We start from the raw sequence: 20344 nt of genomic DNA on the forward strand, positions 1-20344 counted from the left end.
CAAAAGTTTATTTTTCGCCTTTTGATTTCTTCTAATGTCTTTTGAAATTACTTTTAAACTTTGACCCAAATCTGAACAAGACATGAAGAAATTAGCAATCCTAGCTTCCGGAAGTGGAACCAATGCCGAAAAAATCATGGAGTTTTTTAAAAATTCTGATAAAGGGGAAGTGACATTATTGGCCTCAAATAAGGGCGATGCGTATGCACTGGAGCGAGCAAAAAAATTCGGCGTTCCCACCTTCACTTTCAGCAAAACCGAAATGGAGGATGGTTTGGTTCTAGAAAAGCTTCAGGATGCAGGGATTGATTGGATTATTCTGGCTGGTTTTTTATTAAAAATTCCAGAAAGTCTAATTCTGGCATTTCCGGAAAGAATGGTCAATATTCATCCTGCTTTGCTTCCAAAGTTTGGTGGAAAAGGAATGTATGGAATGAATGTTCATCAAGCGGTCAAAGATGCTGGAGAAAGCCATACAGGAATCACAATTCACCTAGTGAATGAGAATTTCGATGAAGGAAAAATCATTTTTCAAGCAGCAACTGAGATTGATCCTTCTGATGATCCAGAGGCCATCGCAGCCAAAGTTCATAGGCTTGAACATCAATATTTCCCTGAAGTTATAGAAAGCCTTCTATAATAATGTGTATGCCAAACTAATGGAATGGCAAGGGCTCTTTCTAAGGAAAATTAACCCTAATGATTTTTTGAGAAAAAGGCAAAGCAAAGGATAAAATTATCCTATAAATAAAAATAGAAAAAAGCATTTGACTGAAATCATCTTGACGAATATTCACTTTTAAATTGAAAACTTTGCTCATGGGATATACCCTTGTTACAGTACTTTGTACGGAAGCTTCAGCAAAGGAATTTCCCAGAACACAAAAATTACTGAGACTTTTGTAATCAAAGCCGACGCAGCCAAGTAAAAAGAGATATTTTAAAGGCATTGGATAAAAAATCTGATCTCTTAATCGAAATTGTCATTGCGATGGAGACAATTATTAACCTTAGCACTCAAATTGAAACCGGGGTTATTCCCAGTTCTTTTTTACTTCATTTTTTCAATAAAAGACTATGAACCTAATATGAATTTATTTTTCCATTCTTTGCTCCTTGCATTATCAATCCTAGTCATTGGTTTTGAGGAAAAACTACCTAATATTCTAATCATCATGGTGGATGACTTGCGACCTGAGCTCAAGTCTTTCGGAGTGGATTATATTCACTCTCCCAATATTGACCATTTGGCTTCGGAGGGAATTTCATTTGTCAACCACTTTGTCAATTCCCCTAGCTGTGGTCCGTCTAGATATACATTTCTGATGGGTAAATATGGACCTGCCGGAAATGACGCAATCTTTCAAAGGTCGAAATTTCAAGGTGATGGTGAAAAAGTAGATCCAAGCCTTCCGGAATGGTTTAAGTCCAATGGTTACACTACCGCTTCTATTGGAAAGGTTTCCCACCACCCAGGAGGAATGGGTGGAGAAAGATGGAATGATGCTAATCTGCTGGAGATGCCCAAATCATGGAATATCAATCTCATGCCTACTGGAGAATGGGAAGATCCTCGAGGAGCTATGCATGGATTAGCCTTTGGTGAAACCAGAGAAATTTCAAGTGAAATGGACGTTTTCCAATCTGTGGATTCGGAGGACACAGATTATCCTGATGGACTGATTACGGAAAAAGCCGTCGAGCAAATCCAAGGTTTGGCGAAAGCCGAAAACCCTTTCTTTTTAACGGTGGGTCTGATAAAACCTCATTTGCCCTTTGGGTCTCCAGCCGAATATATGGAGCATTATAAGAATATTAAGCTTCCACCTATTCTACATCCGAGCAAACCTGAACACCGAAGTACATGGCATGGCTCAGGAGAATTCAGGAGATATAACCTTTGGGATAAAGACCCAGTCACTGATTCGGCTTTTGCAGATGAAGTCAGAAAGCATTACGCAGCAGCCATAAGCTATGCAGATGCGCAGTTGGGCAAGATTTTAAAGGCTCTTGAAGATTCGGGAGAAGCTGAAAATACCGTTATAATCCTTTGGGGAGATCACGGGTGGCATTTGGGAGAACATGGCATTTGGGGAAAGCATAGTCTTTTTGATGAGTCTTTAAGGTCACCACTTATCATCCTATACCCCGAAATGAACCGAAGAGGTGCTAAGTCAGATGCCTTCGTTGAAACTGTGGATTTATTTCCAACACTCTGTGAATTAAGCGGAATAGAAACTCCAGATTTTGTCCAAGGGGTTTCACTGGTGGAAAATCTTAGGCATCCAGAAAGCGAGGGACATGCAGTTTTTGGCTATACCCCCAATGCCTTCACTTTGCGAAGTGAAACTTATAGAATCATCCAGCATTCTGACGGTTACATCGAATTATACGATCATTCAACAGCCGAAAAGGAAACAAGGAACCTTGCAGGTCAAAGACCTCAATTGGTGGATTCTCTTCGCAAGATCATGAGTAAAAAAATTAAGTTGATAGAGATTTTTGATTAAATTCTGGCATGAAAAAGAATCATAATATCACTGTTTTGGGAGCAGGCTTCCTAGCTGGAGTTATTTCATTTTGGTTTAACCCCTACAATGACACCAACCTCCTGGGAATCCCTATTTATTTGGTGTTGGCGGTATGTACTTTTCTGGCCTCCCTTCTCATGACCATTTTCTTGAAAAAATCTAATTGGAAGATTGCCATGTTTGTAGTCATCGGGGTCATGGTTGCCTTTTTAGGTAGATTTATTTTTGACATGATTCTTGATTCGAGTAGCCATAGCCTTTTTGGACTGGAGTTTATTATTGTCCTCGGAATCAGCGTCGCGGCAGCTTATGTTGGAAGTCATTTAAGGAAACTGATTTATAAGAAGTAGCAGTCATGGGCGGAGGCTAAAGCCAACTTAGGGCAAAAATGAACCTCTTCCTGAAAAAATGGATTATTCTGTTTATTTGAACAACTAATCCAAAATCCTAATGACTGCAATAAAAAACATCAAACCCCTTGGTTTCCCCTGGGAAACTCAAGACCCTTTTCTTTTTTGTGCCTATCATTTAGATAATTACCCTGAAGGAAATACCAAAATGGGACCTAGTTCTGAGCATTTGCGAGGAAGAAATATAGGTCAGGACTTCCAGGGAAAAGACGGCTGGAGCATGTATCATGGTTCCGATATCCCCGGATTTCCATATCACCCTCATCGTGGATTTGAAACGATTACCATAAACAAACAAGGCGTAGTCGACCATTCAGACTCCCTTGGTGCCGCAGGAAGATTTATGGAAGGAGATGTGCAATGGATGACCGCTGGTCGAGGTGTTCAGCACTCCGAGATGTTCCCACTGGTGAATGAAGATAAAGGAAACCCCTTGGAAATTTTCCAGATCTGGTTAAATCTTCCAAAAGCCTCCAAAATGGTCGAAGCTCACTTTAAAATGCTTTGGAGAGAAGACATTCCGGTGATAAATCATGTAGATGAGAATGGTAAGAAATCAACCATTGATATAATTGCAGGGAATATTGGAGACGTTGAGGCTCTTGACCCTACTCCTAATTCCTGGGCTTCCAATCCTGAAAATGCAGTTGGGGTATTCACCTTGAAAATGGAAGCCGGTGCAGAATGGACTCTCCCCGCGACATTGGCTGGTGCCAATAGAACCATCTTCTTTTATCGCGGGAAAAATATCCAGATAGAGGGCAGGTCTATTCAAGTAAAAAGCATTATCGAGGCAAAAGCAGATTCGGATGTTACCATAAAAAATGGAGATGAGGAATCATTCTTTTTGATTTTGGAAGGAAAGCCAATTGGAGAACCAGTAGTTCAACATGGACCCTTCGTGATGAATACTGTGGAAGAAATCCAGCAAACCATGAGGGAGTATGGACGCACCCAATTCGGTGGATGGCCTTGGAATGAGAGAGAGGTCGCTCACCCGAGAGATAAAGGTCGCTTTGCCCTCCACGCGGATGGTAGAGAAGAACTAAAATAAGACAGTTAGCATCCCCTTCTATTTTGAAGGGGATTTTTTTTACCCACTCTTTTTCTGCTTGAATTAATTCACATATCGAGGATCACTGCCTAGTTAGAGTTCAAAATAAGTTAAAGGGTTTTCTGTTTTGTCTCGGCTTTATGTAGATTAATCATCCAAACCAGCAGCAAATGAAAAAGAACCGACGCCAATTTATTCAGTCCAGCATAGCTCTGGGACTTACTCCACTTTTGGGAGCCGATGCATTTTCCAGTCCAACAAGCAAGAAGGATAAGCCTGAAAAAATGAAAATTTTGATCCTGGGGGGCACAGGGTTTCTGGGGCCTCATCAAGTAGCTTATGCTCTGGAGAGAGGACATGAAGTTTCAATTTTCACAAGGGGAAGAACGGTGCCTTCCACTCACGAAAAGCTATTTTCAAAAGTTGAAAAGCTAGTTGGGGACCGAGAAAATGACCTTGAAGCGCTCAAAGGCAGAAAATGGGATGTGGTGATCGATAACTCAGGACGAAGAACCAAATGGACCGAGGATTCGGCAAAGCTTCTGGTGGACAAGGTAGGCTACTACATGTACACTTCTTCTTTGAGTGTTTTCTATCCATTTTACGGTAATGATTTCACTGAAAATCGCCCGGTGGTTACTGAAATTCCCGCGGATGCTACAGAATCAGAAAAGGCTAATTATGAGTTTGGAGTGATGAAAGCAACTTCTGAGTTAGCCACTATTGACTCTTTCGGAAAAGACAGATCCATTATTGTTCGTCCGACTTTAATTGTTGGTCCTGGGGACCGCACCGATCGATTTCCCTATTGGATGGCCAGGATAGAAAAAGGAGGAGATATTATTATTCCCGGAAGTAGAGATGAGGTCGTCCAGTACATTGATGTAAGGGACTTAGCTGAGTGGATGATAAGATTACTTGAAGAAAAAGCTGCTGGAACATATAATGCTTCAGGACCGGGATTCGAAATGACGACTGATGCCTTCGTGCATGGGATACATGCCTGCTTCAATTCTCCTGTTCGATACACCCAAATTGACGACCTTGGTTTTTTACAGGAAAATGGAATAATCGGGCTTCAGCCATGGGTGATTCAGCTACCCGAGTATGCAGGAATGTCGAAAAGCGATAATAGCAAGGCTAAAGCAGCAGGTCTCGAATTCAGGCCTTTGGCCCAAACAGTACAGGATACTCATAAATGGTGGTATTCAGACGCTGTAGAACAGGAAAGAAGAGACAATATCCTTAATGGTGAGCGATCTTTTATGAAGAAGGAGGAAGATATTCTTACAAAATGGAAACAAAGGTAAACCACAGATTATAAGGTAGATAATTCAACAAAGTCAGAAACATTTTTTATACTTAACATAGATTTTAAAGAGAACCATGAGACAAAGAGGACTCACGGTTATCACCAGAATTCAAGCTGACAAGGTCAATGAGTTGCGTTCACTTTTAGAAGCAATCGGGCGGGACATCAATGAAAATCCGGTGGTATCCTTTGCCTCGTTTAGGACTGTCCATTTTTTACGCTGGGTTATTTTAGACGAGACTACGATCAATGAGGAAAGAATTGCAGCTCAGCTGGTACTTTCTACTAATTTCGATGGGAAGCTAATCCCCCATCTGGAAGATCTTTGCTCCAGTAATCTTGACGGTTTATTTCAGATTTATAGTCATTGCGAAGGTGCGCCGAAAGAAAAATTCTCCCAACACCTCCTACACTACCTTAAGAAAAATAGAATATCCATTCCGGCATTTTATAGGGGAACAGCAGGAAGAAAGGTTGCGCAAATTCATCAGGAACAGTCTCTTTGGAAAAAAATTCAGGGTTTACTCCAAGGAAGCAAATCCGAAAATGGTGATAAAATAAAGACAAAACTCTTTGATGAGATCAAAAAGGACCCAAGTTTTGCCTGGGCCTTTTCACCTTACAAAAAAGAGTTCAACCAGCAATTCGGGGGCATCACACTTAGATTCCAGGCATTGGCGGTTTTGGCAGCACTATTGGCACTGATAATAATTCTTCCTATTCCCTCTTACATCATTCCGACCTTTTTATTCTTGTTTTTAGGAGGCTGGTGGATTCAGCTTAGAGTTTTGGAGAAAAAGGATGAAGAAGCATTTATTGCTGCAAGGCAGGATCCATCAGAAGTAGCGGTTCTCATGAAAAAGGAAGACTTTAAAGTTCAAAATCAGCTTACTCACCTCGTTGAAATTAAGCCAGGAGTCATTCGCCTTTACACCCTTAAATTTGTTCTTTGGGCCATTAATCTTCTAGCAAGCAGGGTTTACAACAAAGGTAATCTGGCCGGAATTCAATCCATTCATTTTGCCCGATGGGTGATTATAGATAAAGGTCGGAGGCTCTTGTTTTTTAGTAATTACGACGGAAGCTGGGAGTCCTATCTGGGTGAATTCGTGGATCGTGCGGCAGTAGGGCTCACAGGAGTTTGGTCAAACACAGTCGGCTTCCCCCCTACCAAAAATTTGATTCGAAACGGAGCAAGACACTCAGCAGAGTTTAAAGCTTGGGCACGATTCAAACAAATTCCAACCCAAATCTGGTACAGTGCCTACCCCACTTCTTCCATCAAAAACATAAACAACAACACCGCCATCCGCCAGGGCCTTATCAAAAAGATGAATCCTGAAAAAACAAAGGAATGGCTACAAAGACTGTGAGCATGGAACTTCAAGACATTCAGGGCCTGCTAATCAGGTCACATAAGGAAATGAGCTATGCCAAGTATTTCATGGCCCACATTACAGAGCAAGAGAAAGCTAAAAGCTGGCTGAGTGATATTATCCCTGAAATTACGGATGGAATTTCAAAGCCGACAGACTTCCGTCTCCAGATTGCCTTCACGTATTCGGGGATAAGAAAACTTTGTAATGCTAAGATGTTTGGGTTTGTGGTGGAGTTTGAACAAGGTATGGCGACGGATTTTCGAAGTCGGGTTTTGGGAGATCTCGAAGAAAGCGCACCCCAAAATTGGGAATGGGGAGGACCGAATAATAAAGCATTGGATTTTGTTTTGATGGTTTTCGCTCCTTCGGAGCAAAGGCTTTCTCAGAAACATGAAGAAACCCTATCGCTTTGGACTCAAAATGGGATTGAACATATCATAAGCCTGGATGCTCCCCCAAATCCACATGGAAAAGAACATTTCGGTTTTGCAGATGGAATCACTCAACCGGTAATGCCCGGCTTGAGCAAATCGGATTTACCAGAAAATACAGTTTCTCAAGGAGAATTTATTTTAGGATATCCAAACGGTTATGATCAGCTACCAGCCACTCCTCTGATAAAAGAAATCAATGACCCAAATCAGCAACTTCCAGCTTCGAAGGAGTCTGGTTACAGAGATTTCGGAAGGAATGGCTCCTACATGGTATTTCGCCAGCTAGAACAAGACGTGGAAGGCTTCTGGAAACAGGCAAAAGAGGGAACTAAACAAATCGGAAAAGAAGAATCGGCCTGCATTTATACCGCCTCGAAAATGGTAGGAAGATGGCCAAATGGAAAGCCTATGACAGAGGACCCAGAGAATGAGTCTTCATTTGATCCAAAGGAAAAATATTTCTTATACCTGAAGAATGGGGATAAGGCTGGGCATAAATGTCCTTTGGGATCGCATGTGAGAAGAACAAATCCAAGGGATGTTCTTCCCGACAATAAACCTGAAGCCTCTGTGGAAATTTCCAATCTACACCGAATCCTGCGTAGAGGTAGAATTTATGGCCCACCACTGGACGAGAGTTTTTCGGCAGAAAAGATCAAGGATCTGCCTAATGACGATAAGAAGCGGGGACTTCATTTCATTTGTTTTAATGCGAACATCGCCCGACAATTTGAATTTATTCAGCACATGTGGTGTAACAACACCAAGTTTGATGGACTCTACAATGATCCTGATCCAGTCCTTGGAATTAAGGACTATCGTGATCGCTCCAAAAAACATGATTTCACCATTCAAGCAGACCCAGTACGGCAAAAGATTTACGGACTTACTCGCCATGTGGAAATCAAAGGTGGGGCCTATTTCTTTATGCCGGGATTAAAAGCACTGAAATTTTTAAGCCAGAAAGATGTTACTAATTAAACAAGCCTTTACACGATTCCTCCTTGGATTGGGTAGGACATTGACACCGGTACTCCGTTGGAAAAACAGCACATTTGTTTTTAGAGCAGAAGATGTGAAAGAAGTCCTGAACAGAAACCAGGATTTTACTATCGCTGAGATCAATGGCCCGCATATCGAACGTCACATAGGCCCTTTTATCCTAGGAATGGATGATGGTCCACAATATCAAAGGGATATCAGTATTCTTCGAGCCGCTACCAAAAGAGAGGACAGTCAGAGAATCGCCAGTTTTATTCGAAAAGAAGCCGAAAATATTATATGCGATCTTCCAAAAGAATTTGACTTGGTCCAAGATTACACTCGGCAGCTTCCTTATCTTTTAATAAGCGATTATTTTGGTACATCTGGTCCGGACAGGACTTCTATGCTCAGATGGAACCGAAGTATTTTTTGGGATGTCTTTTTAGATCTAAAGGAAAAACCGGAAATAAGATCAGCAGCTTTGCAAAGCTCTTCCGAAATGCTCCCCTATCTCAAAAACCTCATTCTTGAAAATAAAAATAAAACTACCCAAGGAAATGAGCTGGAGGACAACATGCTGAACCGACTGATCAAAATGCAGGATGGTGAAACTCCTTCTTTCTCGGATGAGGAAATTGCAGGAAAATTTGCAGGAACTTTAATGGGAACATTAGAGCCGATTAACAAAGCCTGCGTGTATGTCATTCAGCAGTTTTTCGCAAGAAAGGAAATTCTCAAAAAGGCCATTAGGGCATCCGAATCTAATGACACTCAAACCATGAAAGAATTGGCCCTCGAAGCGTTACGGTTCCAACCTAATATGCCCGTGCTTATGCGGTTCTCAAAAAAGGAACAACAAGTAGGTAAACGTAGAATTAAAGCCGGACAAACTGTTTTTGCAATGACTTACTCAGCAATGTTCGACCCAAGACAGGTGGAGAAGCCAAAGAATTTCCTTCCCGGTCGGCCGGTAGAGGATATGATGTACCTTGGATTTGGACAGCACCGGTGTTTTGGAAATTACATAAACTTGGTAGCCATTCCTGAAATTCTTATAGCCCTTTTAAAAGTGAAAGGACTTAAACCTAAAGAAAAACTAATGAAGGAAGGCCCTTTCCCTGACCGTTGGATATTCGAGCGGGCTTGATCATTTTTCCAAAGAGAAATGTAATTTCGGGGCTATGAGAACCCCTATGATCACTCCGGAAGGAATGGAGAAGTTGAAGGAAGAACTGGAACATCTTTGGAAGGTGGAACGACCAGAAACGACCGCCAAAGTGGCCTGGGCAGCCAGTTTGGGCGACCGTTCTGAAAATGCTGATTACCATTACAATAAAAAACGACTCAGAGAGATTGATAAACGCTTACTTTATTTACGGAGATGCATTGATAATTTTAAAGTGATCCGCTACCATCCACATCAAGAGGGCAAAGTCATGTTCGGAGCTTGGGTGGAAATCGAAAACCAGAGTGGGTTAAAAAAGCGACTTCGAATAGTTGGCTCGGAAGAACTGATAGGAAGAAAGGACGTGATTTCCATTGATTCCCCTATCGCACAGGCACTTTTAAAGAAAGAAGTAGGCGATGAGGTTTTAGTTAAAACTCCAGCGGCAAGCATGACCTGGAAAATTTTAAAAATAGAGTATGAAAAATAGGTTGGGGTTTGTCTAGGATTGATAATTCAAGGCATCTCTTAGCGAGAGATCGATTAGCCTTTATTTAAAAAAAGACAATTTATCGTGATAGATCGAAGGTTACGCAATCTACATAAAACCTTAGGTTTATCTTGCTAAAACTTGTAAGTATTATACTAATTGCTAAATTGATAAAGTAATTAAGTTCAACCCTTTTAATTTTTAGAACTATGGGCGCAATTTTAGCTGCTTTGGCCAAGGGCCTACTTTCTGCACTAGCTTCAAAAATTTTCTCAAGCATATTTGGTGGCCATAGTGCCGACTACTATTTCAAGGAAATGTTGAAGGACATAAAAAATATCCTCCATATTTCTTTGGTTTCAAACGATATTGTCAATATCAAGGGTACGGTAGATGGGGTTATTTCCGAGATGACCATTAACTACCCCAACATGAAAGCTTCAGGTTCTTCGAAGGAAAGTCTATTGGCTTATTTGAGCAATGTTGAGTCTACTATAGACCTGAACATTATGGGACCACTTACAGCACTTACTGATGAAACTCAGGCAAAAGGAAATGCTCAACAAAGTCTATTGGTTTTTGCGGTCGGAGCAGGTATGCACTTTGCAGTTTTACAGGAAATGGCAAAACAAGATCCTTCACAATCAAATCCGGCACAGACTCAATATGCCAAGGACATTCAGCAATACGCAAAAAAATATGTTACCAGAGCCACTGAACTACTGGCCAACATTAGAAAATCGAGGTTAGATTCTATAAAAGGCCCTTCTTGTGGCCCACATACCTCAGAGGAAGCTGAGAATATCACTAATCGTAAACTGGAGCTGGAATTAAAGTACGGCAGACCACCTAAAGACAATAAGGAAGCCATGGGTTGGCCCTCTGGAACAATTAAGTCAGCCTTTTATGGTAAGGATGGTTGGAAAAGTAAGACGATTTGTGAATTTGGTTTCGAGACCAGTATCTGGTACCCTTGTGAAGAGGATGTCCCAGCTCACTCTAAATGTAAAAGTTGCTTAGCTGACTACAAGGTTAAAGCGGCCAAGACTTTTGACTCCGATTGGCAACCATTGCAAGATAATATTGATGCCTGGCAGAAGTTAGAGACTAACCCCGTCTCTTCATCCTGATTTTCATTGAAAAAACTTCAAAGGCCCCTAATGCACCTTTCGCAGTCTCAGATTAATGAATACAGGCATAATGGATGGGTAATAATTGAAGATTTTTTAGACTCAAAACTTGCGGAGAACCTTTACCAAACTTTGGCTAATGAGGTGCCATGGGAGATAACTTACCTGGGGCGTTTGGGACCGGTAAAATTTCCTCTGTCGCAAATGGAAACACTTACTAAAAGACAATTAAACATTATTGAACAAACGATAGCCCAAGGTTCCGAAAAAGGCTTTCAGTTTCATTATTGCAACTATAATATTCAAAAAGCAATAAAATCTAAAGAGGAAGTCCCTTCCTCCTTGAAGCGCTCATGCGAGTTGATTTTTAATGATTCATTTACATTGTTTCTAGCCCAATTATCGGGTGAATCGAGCATCAATGACCATAATTTCCTTGCATCATATTATCCTGATTCTGGTTTTCTAATGGATCATAATGACGAATTGAAAGATGTAAATCGAAAATTGGCTTTTGTTTTACAGCTGAGTCGGAATTGGAAATCGGAGTTTGGCGGCAACCTCGAAATTCTGGATGATTCTGGGTTTGTTAAAGAAAAGCTTGTGCCCAAATTTAATTCATTGGTCGTATTCAAAGTCCCCTTGAATCACAGGGTGAGTAAGGTGATACACAAAGGCCCCGAAAAGCGGCTGGCCATACATGGATGGGGTCTAGAGAATAGTGTAGGAAGTTGTTAAATTAAGGCATTTAGATCAACTAGGTCATAAATCAAGCAAAACCACAGAAATCTACTTCTAAAAAGTAAAACGGTTAAATCGAGGATCAAAATTACTTGGATTCATAAAGTCATTATTCAATTTTCTGAGGGCAGCGAAAGAAATAAATGGGAAAACTTGGAATAAAATTGGCTAAGCTTCCCAGGCATGTACTTTTATTAATCAAAAAATATGGCTGAAAAGACGCTAAACGACCTGAACAGAGAGGATTGGAATCGATTATTTCCAATCGAATTGGTGAATCACAATCCGGAATGGGAAAGGCTTTTTGAAAAGGAGAAAAAACGGATTCTCGACCATGTGGACAATTCTTTTTTATTAAGAATAGAACATTTTGGCAGTACCGCAATCCCAGGTATCATGTCCAAGCCATACATTGATTTGATCATTGAAATTCCTAGAGAATCCTTATTCGATCAGGAACTGATCACCCAATTCGAAAAAATCGGGTACTCCCATTTTGAGGTTCCCGAAAGAGAAGGGATAGATGCATATTCAAGCTTTGGAAAAGGCTATCGACTGGATGGTATTAAAGAACAGATTTTTCATATCCATATGTGTCCGGCCAACAATTACATGTGGAGACAAATCGCTTTTAGGGACTACCTGAAAACAAACCCAGAAAGGGCTAAAGCCTATGAAGAACTTAAGCTTAAACTCATTTCCCGTTATTCTAATGATCGCGGAGCTTATGTGAATGGAAAGTCAGGTTTTGTGTATGAAACTTTGCAAATGATTGAAAGGGAAATCGCCTAAGAAGTACAATCTATTCCTACTCCACTTATCAAAACATTGTCGCTTCAATTGTAAATAAAGATTTTAATCAAGTAATTAATACTTTATTAAAATTCTTGAATAAGTTGAAGCTATGACCATTTGCTTAAGATATTTCTGCGGCTTGATTTTCGCCTTTTTAATTTTGGGTTGCTCCTCTCCTACCACTGTCTCAAAAGATCCCATTCCTGACCAAAAATATTCAAACCCTTATCCGGTCATCATGGCATATTATGTGCCTGAAAGAAACTTTGAGCCAGAGGAAATACCTGTTGAAAAACTCACTCATATCATTTTCTCCTTTACAAAAGTAATTGATGGGGAAATGAAATTCAGAAATCCGGAAAACTTTGGACCTAAGCTAGAAGCTTTGGTACAACAAAAAAATCGTAACCCTGAACTCAAAGTGATGATAGCCTGCGGAGGATGGGGTGCCGATGGATTTTCAGATATGGCACTCACGGAAGAAAGCCGGGCTAAGTTTGTCAGCAGTGCAAGGGAATTTATAGAAGAATATAACCTGGATGGGATGGACATGGACTGGGAGTATCCTGGAATTTCCGGAGCAGGAACCATGGCAAGACCAGAAGACAAGGAAAATTTTACTGCATTAATGAAAAGTCTCCGGGAGATGCTGGACAGCTTCGATAGTCCCAAAGTTCTGACTTTCGCCTCTGCAGGCTGGAAGAGATATTTTGACTTTGTCGAAATGGATGAAGTAATGAAATACGCCGACTTCACTAATGTAATGACCTACGATCAGGTCTCGGGAAACTCTGTCTATACCGGCCATCATACACCACTTGGGATGATGAAAAGCGAGCAATACCAAGGTACTCCCTTTCAGGCCCAAATGGATTCATTGTACAAGGCAGGAAGGTCACAAGATGCCGACCCCAGGTCGGCTGAGAAAATCGTAGACTTCTTAGTTGAAAGAGGAGTTGACCCGAAGCAGATTGTGATAGGAAGCGCATTTTATGGAAGGGTTTGGGGTGGAGTTCCTCCAGAAAACAATGGTTTGTTCCAATTGAGCGAGCGAATGCACATTGGCTGGATGGCTTATCATCAGATTCGCGAGAAATATGAACCCGATGACAATTTTGAAAGGTTCTGGGATGCAAATGCCCAAGCCCCTTATTTGTACAATTCTGCTGACAGTCTCTTTGTCTCTTATGATGATACCGTGTCGGTGGCTTTGAAAACCCGATATACGATGGAAAAAGGATTAGGCGGAATCATGTTTTGGGAGCTTGGTAATGACACCAAGGAAGAGGGAAGTCTACTGGACGCCATTTACAAAACTGCAAATGAGTAAATCAGAATTATACTTAGGTAAAATTAAATTCTACATCCTTCATTTTACCTTCTCAATTCCTACCTTTGCGACTTATTGCAAGTCAAACCTTTCCATCCTAAAAAATGGCCAATAAAAAAATCCAATCTGCCCTAATTTCGGTCTTCTACAAAGACAATCTGGAACCCATCATTGCTTTGCTCAAAAAGCATGGAGTAAAAATATATTCCACTGGGGGAACGCAGAAATTTATCGAGGAGCAAGGAGCAGAAGTTATACCGGTCGAAGAACTGACCAGCTACCCTTCTATTTTCGGGGGACGAGTAAAAACACTTCATCCAAAGGTATTTGGAGGGATTCTGTATCGAAGAGAAAATGAGGGAGATGTTTCCCAGGCTGCTGAATTTGACATTCCTGCCATTGACTTGGTGATTGTGGATCTCTATCCTTTTGAAGAGACTGTAGCTTCTGGAGCTTCTGAGGCAGACAATATCGAGAAGATTGATATTGGCGGGATTTCTCTTATAAGGGCTGCCGCCAAAAACTTTAAGGATGTGACCATCATCGCTTCCAAGGATCAATATGCAGAGTTGGAAGCAAAGCTGACTGAGCAAAATGGAGAGACTAGTCTTGCCGATAGGAAGTATTTTGCTGCGCAGGCATTTCAAGTTTCCTCAAATTACGATACCCACATCTTCAATTATTTTAACCAAACAGAAGAGATTCCCGCCTTGAAAGTTTCTGAAAGTAAGGCCAAAAGCCTCAGGTACGGAGAGAATCCACATCAGGCGGCTCACTTTTATGGTGATCTTGAAGACCTTTTTGATCAGCTCAATGGAAAAGAGCTTTCCTACAACAACCTGGTTGATGTAGACGCAGCAGTTAATTTGATTGCCGAATTCCCAGATCAAACAGCCTTTGCTATTTTGAAGCATACGAACGCCTGCGGTTGTGCAACGGCGGATTCAGTGAAAGAAGCTTATCAGAAAGCCTTCGCTGCGGACACAACTTCTGCATTTGGTGGTGTTTTGGTGACCAATAAGACTGTGGACAAGGCTGCGGCCGAGGAGATGCATTCACTTTTCTTTGAAGTTTTAATCGCACCTGACTTTACTGAGGAAGCGCTAGAAGTATTAAAAGGAAAGAAGAACAGGATTTTGCTGAAGCAAAAGATGAATCTTCCTGGATCCAAAATGATCAAAACCCTCCTGAACGGTGTGATCGAGCAGGACAAGGATTTGGCTACAGAGAGTAAGGCAGATTTCAAAGTGGTGACCAAAGTAGCTCCATCAGAAAAAGAATTAGACGCTTTGGTTTTTGCGGCAAAGGTTTGTAAGCACACCAAATCAAATACAATCGTCCTGAGCAATGATTCACAGCTATTCGCTTCCGGTGTAGGCCAGACCTCAAGGGTTGATGCACTACGTCAAGCAATAATCAAAGCTGGAGAATTTGGGTTTAATCTAAAAGGAGCAGTGATGGCATCGGATGCCTTCTTCCCATTCCCGGATTGTGTTGAGATCGCAAATGAAGCCGGAATCACTTCGGTAGTTCAACCTGGCGGTTCTATTAAGGACCAGTTAAGTATTGACTATTGCGATGCTCACGGAATGAGCATGGTGATGACAGGAGTCAGACATTTCAAGCATTAAAAACGGCTTAGAAGAATGAAGACCTCCTGTTGAAAATTGGGAGGTCTTTTTGGTTAAACTATGTTGCTCCGATAAATCTCTTTCGTTTAGCAAAAGGAATCCCCTATTTTGCATCTTAATTAATTCTGACATCACTATATCTGGTATTTTACTCGATACTTTGTGCCTTATATGAAATCACATCAACTTAAACTCTACAATACCCTTTCAAGAGAGAAGGAGAAATTCGAGCCTTTAAATCCTCCTTTTGTTGGCATGTATGTCTGTGGACCTACCGTTTATGGAGATGCACATTTAGGTCATGCCAGGCCCGCCATCACTTTTGATACTGTAAATCGATATTTGACTTACCTAGGATATAAGGTTCGTTATGTCAGGAATATTACCGATGTAGGACACCTGCAAGGCGACGCCGATGAGGGTGAAGATAAGATTGCGAAAAAGGCAAAACTCGAGCAGCTCGAGCCAATGGAAGTTGCGCAGCAATACACTGATACCTATCACAGAGATATGGCTGCTTTAAATACCTGGAAGCCGAGCATTGAACCAAGAGCTACAGGACACATTCCTGAGCAAATAGCTTTGGTTGAAAACATACTTAAGGAAGGTCTGGCTTATGAGGTAAATGGTTCGGTTTACTTTGATGTAAGCAAATACAACGAGCGAACTGCTTATGGCCGTCTATCAGGAAGAGTCTTGGAAGAATTGATGAGTGGAAGTCGAGATCTGGATGGACAAAGTGAAAAAAGAAATCCCGTTGATTTTGCTCTTTGGAAAAATGCTGCTCCCGAACATTTAATGAAATGGGAATCACCATGGGGGTTAGGTTTTCCAGGCTGGCATCTGGAGTGTACAGCCATGAGCTCTAAATATCTCGGAAAGCAATTCGACATTCATGGCGGAGGGATGGACCTTATGTTCCCACATCACGAGTGCGAGATTGCGCAGGGAAATGCATGCAATCATGAGGATCCGGCGAAATACTGGATGCATAACAACATGATTACCATAAATGGTCAAAAAATGGGTAAGTCGCTGGGAAACTTCATTACTCTACAAGAGCTTTTCCAGGGCAAGCATGATCTTTTGGATCAGGCCTACTCCCCTATGACCATTCGGTTTTTCATCCTTACCGCTCATTATAGATCGACTTTAGACTTCTCGAATGAGGCTCTCCAGGCCGCGCAGAAAGGTTTTAAGAAAATGATCAATGGTTTGCGTATTGCAAAACTTTTGAAATACGAAGAAGGTGAGGAAGAAATTAACGAGAAGCAGGTAGAGCAAATCAAACGTTCCATAGAATCTGCATTTCGTGCAATGGACGATGATTTCAATACCGCTCAGGCAATTGGTCATCTGTTTAATCTCCTGAAAAAGATAAACTCACTATTTACAGGTCAGTTAAAAAGTGCTGAATTAGGCAAGGATAACTTCGATCTGTTGCTGAATACATTTATCGCATTCGTAGTAGATATTTTAGGACTCCAGGAAGAAAAGAATGAGGTGCAAAATGAGATGCTTGAACTGCTATTGAATCTTTATCAAGAAGCCAAAAAGGCTAGAAATTATGATAAGGTAGACGAAATCAGATCAGGTCTGAAGTCCATGGGTTTTGTGGTAAAGGATATGAAAACAAAAGTTGACTGGGCATATGAAGAGTAGATTATTCATCCTATTTCTTTTCCTCTTGGCATTGGCCTGTTCGGGGCCGAAGCAGGAATCAGCCACGGTTGAAGAAACAGTCGCTAAACCTTATCCGAAATTTAATGCAGATTCGGCTTATGCATTTATCCAAAAGCAGGTAGACTTTGGGCCAAGAGTCCCAATGACTCAAGGTCATCGAGACACGAAAAACTGGCTAATTGAAAAATTTGAAGGCTACGGCTTTTCGGTTCAAACTCAAGATTTTGAAGCTCCAACCTATGATGGGCAAACCTGGGAATTGAGTAATATCATCGCCTCCTATAATCCTGAAGCCACAAAAAGGATTATGCTTTCAGCCCATTATGATACCCGAAGAATTGCTGACAAAGATTCCGAGCGAATGAACGAAGCGATTGATGGTGCTAATGACGGAGGTTCTGGGGTTGGAGTTTTGGTGGAAGTAGCCAGGGTAATAGGAACCGGTGACTTAAAACCGGACGTAGGTATCGACATTATTCTTTTCGATGGAGAAGATGATGGAGAGCCGGAATTCAGTACCATTCGGAATAATCAGCAGGTTTGGTGGTGTCTTGGTTCACAGCACTGGGCTAGAAATAAACACGTCCCAAACTACTCAGCTTACTATGGCATCTTGGTGGACCTGGTGGGTGCTCAGGGTGCAAGGTTTTATCGTGAAGGTTTCTCCCGTCAGTACGCTTCCGGGATTTTAAAGAAAGTTTGGGATAATGCAGCCAAAATCGGACATGGCGACTTTTTTATGCCAAAAGATTCACCAGAAATCATTGATGATCATTTCTTTGTGAATGATTGGGGTAATATCCCAATGGTGAATATCATCGAATTCTCCCCGGATTTCGGATTTGGATCGTACCATCATACTCACTCCGATAATATGGACATCATTTCTAAAAGGCCGCTTCAGGCTGTAGGGGAAACAGTTTTATATACGGTCTATCAGGAGTAGGTTTTAGCTTTTTTCCGTATCATTATGTTTCGGAAATTTGAGCTAAAGCAAAGTTAAATGAAGAAAGGGCATCAGGTTACCATGAAGGAGATCGCCAAAAAACTTGGCGTATCGGTCTCCACCGTTTCCCGGGCATTGAAGGATTCTCCTGAACTCCATGAGGAAACAAAAAAGCGCATTGTTGAGCTGGCTAAGGAGATGAACTATCAGCCGAATCTGCTGGCGCAAAGCTTAAGAATCAGTAAGACAAAGACACTTGGTGTTATCGTCCCTGAGATCACTTCCCACTTCTTTGCTTCCTGCATTTCAGGAATTCAGGATGGCGCAAACCGGCGAGGTTATAACGTGATGATTTGTCAATCCAATGAGTCTATTGAGCTGGAGATGTCCAATATCAAGACTTTGGTGGCTTCTCAGGTAGATGCACTTTTGATTTCACTAAGCCGTGAAACCAACCATTATGAGCATTTGGATGACTTGTATCAAAGAGAAATTCCATTCGTTCTTTTCGATCGGGTTTATGAAGTTATGCCTGTCACTAAAGTCACTTTCAATGACCAAGGCGGAGCCTATCAGGTAACCAAACATTTGTTGGAAACCGGTTGTCGTCGAGTGATGTATGTTTCTGGACCAGAAGATTTGTACATCTCTAAAAAGCGAAAAGAAGGTTACACTCAGGCTTTGGAGGAGTTTGGAATCAAACCGGATCCAAAGCTCATCAAAGTTACTGATCTAACCCTTGAGAAGAATATTGAAGTTGCCCAGGAAATCATAGACATGGATGAAAGGCCAGATGGAGTTTTCTGTATGATTGACCCCGTCGCCGTCGATGTCCTCACCCACTGGAAAAGCCAAGGAATCAAGGTTCCTGAAGATATGGCATTGGCTGGATTCACAAATAACCCCACATCTGCAGTGGTCGAACCTCCACTTACCACGGTTTCTCAGCCTGGATACGAAATGGGGAAATTAGCGGTAAATCATTTACTCGATCAACTTGAAGGTTTAGCCAGCGATGAGCCGATTTCTATCGTCCTTGAAACTACCTTGGTTCCCAGGAAATCTACCCGCATCAACTCGTGATGCAAGCTTTGCTAAAAGCGGAGTTTGAAAAGCTCTTTGATGAAGAGCCAAAGCTATTTTTTGCCCCTGGCAGAATAAATCTCATTGGAGAACATACAGATTATCAAGAAGGTCTGGTTCTACCCGCAGCTATTCCCCATGGGATTTATGTTGCCATTTCACTTAATGGAAAAAACCATGCAAGGCTGCATTCCATAGATTTTCAGGAAGACTTCGCGTTTGACCTGGATGGTTTTTCACCGAAAAAGGGCCATTGGGCAACATACATAATGGGCATGTGCAGCCAGCTAAGGCAGGCAGGAATTGATCTAAAAGGTTTTGATATGGCCATTGGAGGAAATATTCCAGTTGGTGCTGGCTTATCTTCTTCCGCAGCATTATCAGTGGCAGCGGGACTGGCAATTTCATCATTAAATGGGATTCTACCTGAAAAAAAATCCCTAGCCAGATATGCCCAAAAATCCGAGCAACTATACGCAGGGTTGAATTGTGGGATTATGGATCCCTATGCCTCTATTTTTGGAGACGTAAATTCAGCCTTACTGCTCGACTGCAGAAATATTGAGCATGAGGTAATTCCTGTTGCCTTGGAGAATTATCAAATCATTCTCGTAAACAGTCAGGTAAAGCATACTTTGGCCGAAAGTGCTTATAATGAGCGTAGAGCTGCATGCGAGGAAAGCGTTGAAATTCTTAAAACAGCCTTCCTGGAAATCAAAACTCTCAGGGATGCAAGCCCTGATATGCTTCATGAACTAGAGTCTTTACTTAAGCCAGAACTTTATTCCAAAGCCAAGCATGTGATTAAAGAAAATACCAGAGTGATTCAGGCGGCTCATGCCTTGAGAAAAGGAAATCTGGAGTCTTTTGGCAGACTTTTGAATCTCAGCCATCAGAGTTTGAGTGAAGACTTTCAGGTTAGCTGTGAAGAATTGGACTTTCTTGCTTTAAAGGCACAAAGAATGCCTTTCGTTTTAGGTTCCAGAATGATGGGAGGAGGATTTGGTGGCTGTACCCTTAATCTTTTGAAGTCATCTGAAACCATGAAATTTGAGCAAGAAATCCGAGCTGCTTATAAAGAAAGATTTGGCATTGTTCCCGAATTCATTCCCACTGCTTTGAGTGGAGGAGCCAAAGCTTTATCTTAATATTGCCTAAACAGCCATTTACAGATTTTGGCTATTCATCCTCAATTCTGTCCATCATTCAGAATGGAAGATTATGATTGAGTAAATTTGATTAATTT

Annotated in this window: 18 protein-coding genes; all 18 read left to right on the forward strand. The window is 41.5% G+C overall.

The window, feature by feature from the left end:
* The first annotated feature begins 82 nt into the window (after window positions 1-82).
* The 18 genes from purN to galK all read left to right on the forward strand — a co-directional run bounded on the left by purN (window position 83) and on the right by galK (window position 20246).
* Window positions 83-640: a phosphoribosylglycinamide formyltransferase gene (gene purN, locus QVH07_RS02105; RefSeq protein WP_289998475.1), complete on the forward strand. Its 558-nt coding sequence runs from the start codon at window positions 83-85 to the stop codon at window positions 638-640.
* Window positions 641-1088: 448 nt separating this feature from the next.
* A complete protein-coding gene (locus QVH07_RS02110; protein WP_289998476.1) occupies window positions 1089-2510 on the forward strand; it encodes a sulfatase in 1422 nt (473 codons plus the stop codon).
* 8 nt (window positions 2511-2518) lie between these two features.
* Entirely contained in the window at window positions 2519-2881 is a 363-nt protein-coding gene (locus QVH07_RS02115) for a hypothetical protein (RefSeq protein WP_289998477.1), read from the forward strand.
* 100 nt (window positions 2882-2981) lie between these two features.
* The gene (locus tag QVH07_RS02120; protein ID WP_353890976.1) at window positions 2982-3995 is read left to right on the forward strand and encodes a pirin family protein; all 1014 of its coding nucleotides are present in this window, start codon (window positions 2982-2984) and stop codon (window positions 3993-3995) included.
* Window positions 3996-4165: 170 nt separating this feature from the next.
* Window positions 4166-5305, forward strand: a complete 1140-nt coding sequence (locus QVH07_RS02125) for an NAD-dependent epimerase/dehydratase family protein (RefSeq protein ID WP_289998478.1) — start codon at window positions 4166-4168, stop codon at window positions 5303-5305.
* A 76-nt stretch (window positions 5306-5381) separates the two neighbouring features.
* Window positions 5382-6680 carry a hypothetical protein gene (locus QVH07_RS02130; RefSeq protein ID WP_289998479.1) on the forward strand — a complete coding sequence of 433 codons (1299 nt, stop codon included), beginning with the start codon at window positions 5382-5384 and terminating at the stop codon, window positions 6678-6680.
* Window positions 6662-8101 carry a Dyp-type peroxidase gene (locus QVH07_RS02135; RefSeq protein ID WP_289998480.1) on the forward strand — a complete coding sequence of 480 codons (1440 nt, stop codon included), beginning with the start codon at window positions 6662-6664 and terminating at the stop codon, window positions 8099-8101. Before QVH07_RS02130 ends, QVH07_RS02135 begins: the two co-directional genes overlap by 19 nt.
* Window positions 8088-9251, forward strand: a complete 1164-nt coding sequence (locus QVH07_RS02140) for a cytochrome P450 (RefSeq protein ID WP_289998481.1) — start codon at window positions 8088-8090, stop codon at window positions 9249-9251. Before QVH07_RS02135 ends, QVH07_RS02140 begins: the two co-directional genes overlap by 14 nt.
* A gap of 34 nt (window positions 9252-9285) precedes the next feature.
* Window positions 9286-9759, forward strand: a complete 474-nt coding sequence (gene greB, locus QVH07_RS02145; protein ID WP_289998482.1) for a transcription elongation factor GreB — start codon at window positions 9286-9288, stop codon at window positions 9757-9759.
* A gap of 209 nt (window positions 9760-9968) precedes the next feature.
* Entirely contained in the window at window positions 9969-10889 is a 921-nt protein-coding gene (locus tag QVH07_RS02150; protein ID WP_289998483.1) for a hypothetical protein, read from the forward strand.
* A gap of 30 nt (window positions 10890-10919) precedes the next feature.
* The gene (locus tag QVH07_RS02155) at window positions 10920-11627 is read left to right on the forward strand and encodes a 2OG-Fe(II) oxygenase (RefSeq protein WP_289998484.1); all 708 of its coding nucleotides are present in this window, start codon (window positions 10920-10922) and stop codon (window positions 11625-11627) included.
* Window positions 11628-11837: 210 nt separating this feature from the next.
* The gene (locus QVH07_RS02160) at window positions 11838-12422 is read left to right on the forward strand and encodes a GrpB family protein (RefSeq protein ID WP_289998485.1); all 585 of its coding nucleotides are present in this window, start codon (window positions 11838-11840) and stop codon (window positions 12420-12422) included.
* Between the two features lie 112 nt (window positions 12423-12534).
* A complete protein-coding gene (locus tag QVH07_RS02165; protein ID WP_289998486.1) occupies window positions 12535-13755 on the forward strand; it encodes a glycoside hydrolase family 18 protein in 1221 nt (406 codons plus the stop codon).
* A gap of 104 nt (window positions 13756-13859) precedes the next feature.
* Entirely contained in the window at window positions 13860-15386 is a 1527-nt protein-coding gene (purH, locus tag QVH07_RS02170; RefSeq protein ID WP_289998487.1) for a bifunctional phosphoribosylaminoimidazolecarboxamide formyltransferase/IMP cyclohydrolase, read from the forward strand.
* A gap of 171 nt (window positions 15387-15557) precedes the next feature.
* Window positions 15558-17048, forward strand: coding sequence for a cysteine--tRNA ligase (gene cysS / locus QVH07_RS02175; protein WP_289998488.1), 1491 nt, complete (start codon window positions 15558-15560; stop codon window positions 17046-17048).
* Window positions 17038-18015: a M28 family peptidase gene (locus tag QVH07_RS02180; RefSeq protein WP_289998489.1), complete on the forward strand. Its 978-nt coding sequence runs from the start codon at window positions 17038-17040 to the stop codon at window positions 18013-18015. Before cysS ends, QVH07_RS02180 begins: the two co-directional genes overlap by 11 nt.
* A gap of 57 nt (window positions 18016-18072) precedes the next feature.
* Complete coding sequence (locus QVH07_RS02185; protein ID WP_289998490.1) at window positions 18073-19098, forward strand: LacI family DNA-binding transcriptional regulator; 1026 nt, start codon at window positions 18073-18075, stop codon at window positions 19096-19098.
* Entirely contained in the window at window positions 19098-20246 is a 1149-nt protein-coding gene (galK, locus tag QVH07_RS02190; RefSeq protein ID WP_289998491.1) for a galactokinase, read from the forward strand. The genes QVH07_RS02185 and galK overlap by 1 nt, the downstream gene beginning before the upstream one ends.
* Window positions 20247-20344: the final 98 nt, after the last annotated feature.

The organism is Algoriphagus sediminis (assembly GCF_030403435.1).
GTDB lineage: Bacteria > Bacteroidota > Bacteroidia > Cytophagales > Cyclobacteriaceae > Algoriphagus > Algoriphagus sediminis.

Excerpts from the sequence above, each read along its gene's own strand:
- purN (WP_289998475.1), top strand. The coding sequence starts at position 83 with ATGAAGAAATTAGCAATCCTAGCTTCCGGAAGTGGAACCAATGCCGAA.
- QVH07_RS02110 (WP_289998476.1), top strand. The coding sequence starts at position 1,089 with ATGAATTTATTTTTCCATTCTTTGCTCCTTGCATTATCAATCCTAGTC.
- QVH07_RS02115 (WP_289998477.1), top strand. The coding sequence starts at position 2,519 with ATGAAAAAGAATCATAATATCACTGTTTTGGGAGCAGGCTTCCTAGCT.
- QVH07_RS02120 (WP_353890976.1), top strand. The coding sequence starts at position 2,982 with ATGACTGCAATAAAAAACATCAAACCCCTTGGTTTCCCCTGGGAAACT.
- QVH07_RS02125 (WP_289998478.1), top strand. The coding sequence starts at position 4,166 with ATGAAAAAGAACCGACGCCAATTTATTCAGTCCAGCATAGCTCTGGGA.
- QVH07_RS02130 (WP_289998479.1), top strand. The coding sequence starts at position 5,382 with ATGAGACAAAGAGGACTCACGGTTATCACCAGAATTCAAGCTGACAAG.
- QVH07_RS02135 (WP_289998480.1), top strand. The coding sequence starts at position 6,662 with ATGGCTACAAAGACTGTGAGCATGGAACTTCAAGACATTCAGGGCCTG.
- QVH07_RS02140 (WP_289998481.1), top strand. The coding sequence starts at position 8,088 with ATGTTACTAATTAAACAAGCCTTTACACGATTCCTCCTTGGATTGGGT.
- greB (WP_289998482.1), top strand. The coding sequence starts at position 9,286 with ATGAGAACCCCTATGATCACTCCGGAAGGAATGGAGAAGTTGAAGGAA.
- QVH07_RS02150 (WP_289998483.1), top strand. The coding sequence starts at position 9,969 with ATGGGCGCAATTTTAGCTGCTTTGGCCAAGGGCCTACTTTCTGCACTA.
- QVH07_RS02155 (WP_289998484.1), top strand. The coding sequence starts at position 10,920 with ATGCACCTTTCGCAGTCTCAGATTAATGAATACAGGCATAATGGATGG.
- QVH07_RS02160 (WP_289998485.1), top strand. The coding sequence starts at position 11,838 with ATGGCTGAAAAGACGCTAAACGACCTGAACAGAGAGGATTGGAATCGA.
- QVH07_RS02165 (WP_289998486.1), top strand. The coding sequence starts at position 12,535 with ATGACCATTTGCTTAAGATATTTCTGCGGCTTGATTTTCGCCTTTTTA.
- purH (WP_289998487.1), top strand. The coding sequence starts at position 13,860 with ATGGCCAATAAAAAAATCCAATCTGCCCTAATTTCGGTCTTCTACAAA.
- cysS (WP_289998488.1), top strand. The coding sequence starts at position 15,558 with ATGAAATCACATCAACTTAAACTCTACAATACCCTTTCAAGAGAGAAG.
- QVH07_RS02180 (WP_289998489.1), top strand. The coding sequence starts at position 17,038 with ATGAAGAGTAGATTATTCATCCTATTTCTTTTCCTCTTGGCATTGGCC.
- QVH07_RS02185 (WP_289998490.1), top strand. The coding sequence starts at position 18,073 with ATGAAGAAAGGGCATCAGGTTACCATGAAGGAGATCGCCAAAAAACTT.
- galK (WP_289998491.1), top strand. The coding sequence starts at position 19,098 with ATGCAAGCTTTGCTAAAAGCGGAGTTTGAAAAGCTCTTTGATGAAGAG.